The sequence below is a fragment of the Vibrio sp. HM8-C genome (genome assembly GCF_058630515.1).
The window spans coordinates 162,202-168,395 of the sequence record NZ_JBMMKS010000012.1; the positions used below are offsets into that span (position 1 = coordinate 162,202).

Annotated in this window: 6 protein-coding genes; all 6 read left to right on the plus strand. The window is 43.5% G+C overall.

Annotation, left to right across the window (positions count from 1 at the left end):
- Positions 1-4: 4 nt before the first annotated feature.
- The 6 genes from prfA (at position 5) to ushA (ending at position 6,143) form a co-directional block, all read left to right on the plus strand.
- The gene (gene prfA, locus ACOSVQ_RS14820; protein ID WP_491983269.1) at positions 5-1,093 is read left to right on the plus strand and encodes a peptide chain release factor 1; all 1,089 of its coding nucleotides are present in this window, start codon (positions 5-7) and stop codon (positions 1,091-1,093) included.
- 3 nt (positions 1,094-1,096) lie between these two features.
- On the plus strand, positions 1,097-1,960 hold the full coding sequence (gene prmC / locus ACOSVQ_RS14825) for a peptide chain release factor N(5)-glutamine methyltransferase (RefSeq protein WP_491983270.1): 864 nt from the start codon (positions 1,097-1,099) through the stop codon (positions 1,958-1,960).
- Positions 1,961-1,990: 30 nt separating this feature from the next.
- Positions 1,991-2,374, plus strand: a complete 384-nt coding sequence (locus ACOSVQ_RS14830) for a SirB2 family protein (protein WP_165312024.1) — start codon at positions 1,991-1,993, stop codon at positions 2,372-2,374.
- A gap of 67 nt (positions 2,375-2,441) precedes the next feature.
- Positions 2,442-3,251, plus strand: a complete 810-nt coding sequence (locus tag ACOSVQ_RS14835; protein WP_491983271.1) for a SirB1 family protein — start codon at positions 2,442-2,444, stop codon at positions 3,249-3,251.
- An 18-nt stretch (positions 3,252-3,269) separates the two neighbouring features.
- Positions 3,270-4,121, plus strand: coding sequence for a 3-deoxy-8-phosphooctulonate synthase (gene kdsA, locus ACOSVQ_RS14840; RefSeq protein ID WP_491983272.1), 852 nt, complete (start codon positions 3,270-3,272; stop codon positions 4,119-4,121).
- Positions 4,122-4,481: 360 nt separating this feature from the next.
- Positions 4,482-6,143 carry a bifunctional UDP-sugar hydrolase/5'-nucleotidase UshA gene (gene ushA, locus ACOSVQ_RS14845; RefSeq protein WP_491983273.1) on the plus strand — a complete coding sequence of 554 codons (1,662 nt, stop codon included), beginning with the start codon at positions 4,482-4,484 and terminating at the stop codon, positions 6,141-6,143.
- Positions 6,144-6,194: the final 51 nt, after the last annotated feature.

The following is a 6,194-nucleotide window of genomic DNA, read 5'->3' on the forward strand; positions in this document are numbered from 1 at the left end:
AAATATGAACTCGTCGATTTTAGTGAAGCTTGAATCTCTTGTTGAACGTTATGAAGAGGTTCAACACCTGTTGGGTGATCCAACGGTTATTGGTGATCAAGATAAATTCCGTGCTCTGTCAAAAGAGTACTCTCAGCTTGAAGAGATCACTAAGTGTTTCCAAGCCTATCAGCAAGCTCAAGATGACTTAGCTGCCGCTGAAGAGATGACCAAAGAAGATGACGCAGAAATGCGTGAAATGGCTCAGGAAGAGATGAAAGAAGCGAAAGCGGCAATCGAACGTTTAACTGACGAGCTGCAAATTCTTCTACTTCCAAAAGATCCAAACGACGACCGTAACTGCTTCCTTGAAATTCGTGCAGGTGCTGGTGGTGACGAAGCCGGTATCTTCGCTGGTGATTTGTTCCGCATGTACAGCCGTTTTGCAGAGAAGAAAGGCTGGCGCATTGAAGTAATGTCTTCAAATGAAGCAGAACACGGCGGTTACAAAGAGATGATCGCGAAAGTGAGCGGCGATGGCGCATACGGCGTACTGAAATTTGAATCAGGCGGTCACCGTGTTCAACGTGTTCCTGCAACGGAATCACAAGGTCGTGTTCATACTTCTGCATGTACAGTAGCGGTAATGGCTGAAGTGCCAGAAGCTGAAATCCCAGAAATTAAAGCAAGCGATCTGAAAATCGATACTTTCCGTTCTTCGGGCGCGGGTGGTCAGCACGTTAACACCACGGATTCTGCAATCCGTATTACTCACTTGCCAACAGGCACCGTAGTAGAGTGTCAGGACGAACGTTCACAGCACAAAAACAAAGCAAAAGCGATGGCAGTTCTTGCTGCGCGTATTGCTCAAGCTGAACAAGCTAAGCGTGCGGCTGAAGTGTCAGATACACGTCGTAACCTGTTAGGTTCTGGTGACCGTAGCGACCGTATCCGTACTTACAACTACCCACAAGGCCGTGTATCTGATCACCGCATCAACTTAACGGTTTATCGTTTAAGTGAGGTAATGGAAGGTGATCTACAAGCGTTGGTCGATCCTGTATTACTAGAGCACCAAGCAGATCAGTTAGCAGCACTTGCAGAGCAAAACTAATCAATGTTTCTAACCATTGAGGCTGCTTTAAAAGCGGCAACAGAGCAATTTATCGAGAGCGGCAGTGATTCGCCGTCTCTTGATGCCAATGTGCTACTTTGCCATGTGTTAGAAAAACCGCGTTCCTATCTACTGACGTGGCCAGATAAAACCCTTCAATCCGAACAACAAAGCCAGTTTGACGTGTTAATTGAGCGTCGAAAATCCGGCGAACCTGTTGCTTATATCATTGGAGAGCGTGAGTTTTGGTCACTGCCGTTAAAAGTATCTCCTTCCACTTTGATTCCAAGACCGGATACCGAAAGACTGGTGGAACTTGCGTTAGATAAATCTCAGCTTATCGATGGAGATATTTTAGATCTAGGTACGGGCACAGGGGCGATTGCTCTCGCTCTGGCATCAGAGCTCCCACAGCGTAAAGTGTTTGGTATTGATTTGCGTGAGGAAGCTTGGCAGCTCGCTAGCGAAAATGCGCAGCGTTTAGGCATTACTAATGCGTCATTCTGGAATGGCAGTTGGTTTTCACCTGTACCAGTGGGAACAAAGTTTGCTTTAGTTGTTTCAAACCCACCATATATTGAAGAAAACGATCCGCATCTATCCGTTGGTGATGTTCGCTTTGAACCTAAGAGTGCGTTGGTTGCATCCGATAATGGTTTGGCAGACATAAAAACCATCAGTGACAAAGCGCGTGATTATCTGTTAAACGATGGCTGGCTGCTGTTTGAACATGGTTATGACCAAGGTTTAGCGGTGAGAGAGATTTTGCAGTGTTTCGGCTATAGCAATGTTGAAACACAAAAGGATTATGCTGGTAATGATCGTGTTACCTTAGGCCAATATCGAATAAAAAACGATATCAAATAAAAAGTCATATAAGGCGTAAAGAGGATAAAGATGTACGAAGGTTTAAAACATTTCCATATGCTGACCATTGCGATCAGCGCTCTATTGCTTTCAGTTCGCTATGTGTTGTTGATGATGAACTCCAAGCATCTACAGAATAAGTTTCTGAAAATAACGCCTCACGTCGTTGATACTTTCTTACTGCTATCAGGTATTGGTTTAATCTTTATCACTGGCTTTATTCCATTTACGGCAGCCGCTCCGTGGATGACTGAAAAGCTTACTTGTGTACTGGCTTACATTGCATTGGGTTTCTTCACACTGAAATTAGCACGCAACAACTTACTGCGTACATTTGCCTTTTTCGGTGCACTAGGCTGGCTGGGAATGGCGGGCAAAGTTGCCGTGACAAAAATGCCAGTGTTCTTTGGCTAGAAGAAAAGCCGAACAATAGAAAAAGCTCAATTAGAATAATCACTGTTAGCGAAAAAAGAGTAGTTAAATGCTTGACTTATTTGATGAAGATTTTGATGAGATGGAGCTGGTTGAAGGAGCATTAATCCTCAACAAAGCCATCGATCCAGAAACTCAAGTAGAATGGGCTGAGCAAGAGTTAAGCCGTCTACTAAATGAAGCTGAGGTAATACTCGCAGATAAAACCGAAGGGAAAGAGCGCTTCGATGCATTCTTACACTTGTTCTATAAAGAGTGGGGATTTATTGGCGATCGCGAAGCGTATTACGATTCCAACAATGCTTTTATTGATAAGGTATTAGAACGACGTAAAGGTGTGCCAGTGAGTTTAGGTGCTCTACTGCTGTACTTCGGTCGCAAACTCGGTTTTCCTTTGCAAGGTATTACGTTTCCAACACAGTTTTTATTGCAAGTGAATTGGTCAGATGAAACCAACCAATATTTGAATCCGTTTTCGGGTGAGTATGTTTCAAATCATACGTTACAAGCTTGGTTGATCGGAATGAAAGGCCCTCTGGCAAAACTCAAAGCGGAAGATCTGAAAGTTACTGACCATCCAACGATTATCGGTCGTTGGCTTGCTTTGTTGAAAAGTGCCTTATTGCGTGAAGAAAGCTACACTCTGGCACTGAGATGCACGGATTTAGCCCTGACTTTTGTTCCGGATGATCCGTACGAAATCCGCGATAGAGGCTATATTTATCAGCAATTAGATTGTCATCAGGTGGCAATGTCTGATTATCAGTTCTTTATTGATAATTGCCCTGACGATCCAGCAGCAGAATTATTAAAAACTCAAATGCATGCACTCAGTCATAACACTGTGACCTTGCATTAATTATTGAAGAGATAAAACATGGACCAAAAAATCGTTCACGTTGGCGATATTCCTGTCGCAAACGACAAACCGTTCACCTTGTTTGCAGGTATGAATGTGCTGGAATCTCGTGATTTGGCAATGCAAATCTGTGAGCACTACGTAAAAGTGACGGATAAGCTTGGTATTCCGTACGTGTTTAAAGCGTCGTTTGATAAAGCAAACCGTAGCTCAGTTCACTCATACCGTGGTCCAGGCCTTGAAGAAGGCATGAAAATTTTCCAAGAGCTGAAAGATACTTTTGGCGTGAAAATTATCACTGACGTACACACAGAAGCTCAAGCACAGCCTGTTGCTGATGTGGTAGACGTTATCCAACTTCCAGCGTTCCTTGCTCGTCAAACTGACCTAGTTGAAGCAATGGCAAAAACGGGTGCTGTTATCAACGTGAAGAAACCTCAATTCATGAGCCCAGGTCAAGTGGGCAACATCGTTGAGAAGTTCGCTGAGTGTGGTAACGAGAAAATCATTCTATGTGAACGCGGCTCTTGCCACGGTTACGATAACCTAGTAGTGGATATGCTTGGTTTTGGCGTAATGAAGAAAGCCTCAAACGGTAGCCCGATTATCTTTGATGTGACTCACTCACTGCAAATGCGTGACCCTTCCGGTTCAGCTTCTGGTGGTCGTCGTGAACAAACCGTAGAGCTTGCGAAAGCAGGTTTAGCGACGGGTATTGCAGGTCTGTTTATTGAAGCGCATCCAAACCCAGAAAAAGCACGTTGTGATGGTCCTTCAGCACTACCACTAGACAAGCTTGAGCCTTTCTTGGCACAGATGAAAGCTCTCGATGATTTAGTGAAGAGTTTTGAGAAAATCGACATTCGCTAATTGAATGAATTTATAAGTAAAAAGCCACCGAAAGGTGGCTTTTTTATCTCTGCCTGATTGTAATGAATTCGTTGAGCAAACGATTTCATTCACAAATTCGTCCTACTAATGCAATAAAAAGTAAAAAAAACGGCTTCAATAAACTAGTTTTACTATTTAGCCGATTAAGTGACTAAATTTTTTGACGTTTCTATTGTGATCTATTAGACATTAATATGAAATAACTCTGTCACTTATGTGAGGTTATTTTAAGGTTAGATCTATTTTTATAGGTCGATCTCAAGTTAACTCAATGGATAACGGATTGATCTAGACCTAAAAATTATTATTAGTGGATTTCATCAGCTCAAAGGTATGACAATGAAACAAGGCTTTATTTTAAAAACGGTTTTAAGTACCGCTATTTTGGCGTCACTGGCAGGCTGTGCGACGCAACCTACTCACGAGTGGGAAGCAGATAAAACGTACAAACTGACTATTCTTCACACCAATGACCATCACGGTCGTTTCTGGCAAAACAAATACGGCGAATACGGCATGGCCGCTCGCAAGACTTTGATCGACGATATTCGCGCTCAAGTTGAAGCTGAAGGCGGTAGCCTGCTTCTACTTTCTGGTGGTGACATCAACACGGGTGTTCCAGAGTCTGATCTACAAGATGCAGAGCCAGATTTCAAAGGCATGACCAAGATTGGTTACGACGCAATGGCATTAGGTAACCATGAGTTTGATAACCCGCTAGAAGTGCTGTTCAAACAGCGTGAATGGGCTGAATTCCCAATGCTTTCAGCAAACATTTACGACAAGGCGACGGGCAAGCGTTTGTTCCAGCCATACCAAATGTTTGATAAGCAAGGTATCAAAATCGCGGTCATCGGTTTAACCACGGAAGACACGGCGAAAATTGGTAACCCAGAATACATTGGTGGTATCGACTTCCGCGATCCTAAAGAAGAAGCGAAGAAAGTTATCGCTGAGCTGAAAAAGACTGAACACCCAGATCTGATCATTGCAGTGACTCACATGGGACACTACCAAAACGGTGAATACGGTATCAATGCACCGGGTGACGTTGCACTTGCTCGCTACTTGAATGAAGGCGACTTGGATATGATCGTTGGTGGCCACTCTCAAGAGCCTGTATGTATGGAAGGTCCGAATGTAGTGAAGAAAAACTTCGCTCCGGGTGACGAGTGTAAACCAGACATGCAAAACGGTACTTACATTGTTCAAGCTTACGAATGGGGTAAATACGTAGGCCGCGCTGATTACGAATTCCGTAATGGCGAGTTGAACATGGTGAGCTACAACTTGATCCCTGTGAACCTGAAGAATAAGGTGAAGGTTAACGGTGAGAGCAAGATGGTGATTGCGACGACAGAGATTCCAGAGAACAAAGAGATGCTGGAATTCCTACGTCCTTACCAAGAAAAAGGCCAAGAGCAGCTTAGTGTTAAAGTTGCTGAGTCGAATGGTAAATTGGAAGGTGACCGTAACGTTGTTCGTTTCCAACAAACTAACTTAGGTCGTTTGATTGCGACGGCTCACATGCAACGTGCAAAAGCAGACTTCTCTGTAATGAACTCTGGTGGCGTGCGTGACTCTATCCCTGCTGGCGATATCACATACAAAGATGTGTTGAAAGTACAACCATTTGCAAACATTCTGACTTACATCGATATGACTGGTCAGGAAGTGCTTGATTACCTAAATGTTGTTGCGACTAAACCTGTTGACTCTGGTGCTTATGCGCAATTTGCTGGCATTTCAATGCACGTAAAAGATGGTCAAGTATCTAACGTATTTATTGGTGGCAAACAGCTTCGTCTAGACGATACCTATCGCTTCACAGTACCAAGCTTCAACGCTGCTGGTGGTGACGGATATCCTAAGATTACAGACCGCAAAGGTTTCGTTAACACTGGTTTCGTAGATGCTGAAGTTCTTAAAGACTACCTACAAGCGAATAGCCCTATTGATGTAAACACATACGCACCTTCTGGTGAAATTGTTTATAAATAATCAATAAGTTGATTCATTAGCTACGGAATAAGCGGTGTGAAAACACCGCTT

Coding starts and splice junctions, on each gene's coding strand:
- prfA (WP_491983269.1), top strand. CDS start 5: ATGAACTCGTCGATTTTAGTGAAGCTTGAATCTCTTGTTGAACGTTAT.
- prmC (WP_491983270.1), top strand. CDS start 1,097: ATGTTTCTAACCATTGAGGCTGCTTTAAAAGCGGCAACAGAGCAATTT.
- ACOSVQ_RS14830 (WP_165312024.1), top strand. CDS start 1,991: ATGTACGAAGGTTTAAAACATTTCCATATGCTGACCATTGCGATCAGC.
- ACOSVQ_RS14835 (WP_491983271.1), top strand. CDS start 2,442: ATGCTTGACTTATTTGATGAAGATTTTGATGAGATGGAGCTGGTTGAA.
- kdsA (WP_491983272.1), top strand. CDS start 3,270: ATGGACCAAAAAATCGTTCACGTTGGCGATATTCCTGTCGCAAACGAC.
- ushA (WP_491983273.1), top strand. CDS start 4,482: ATGAAACAAGGCTTTATTTTAAAAACGGTTTTAAGTACCGCTATTTTG.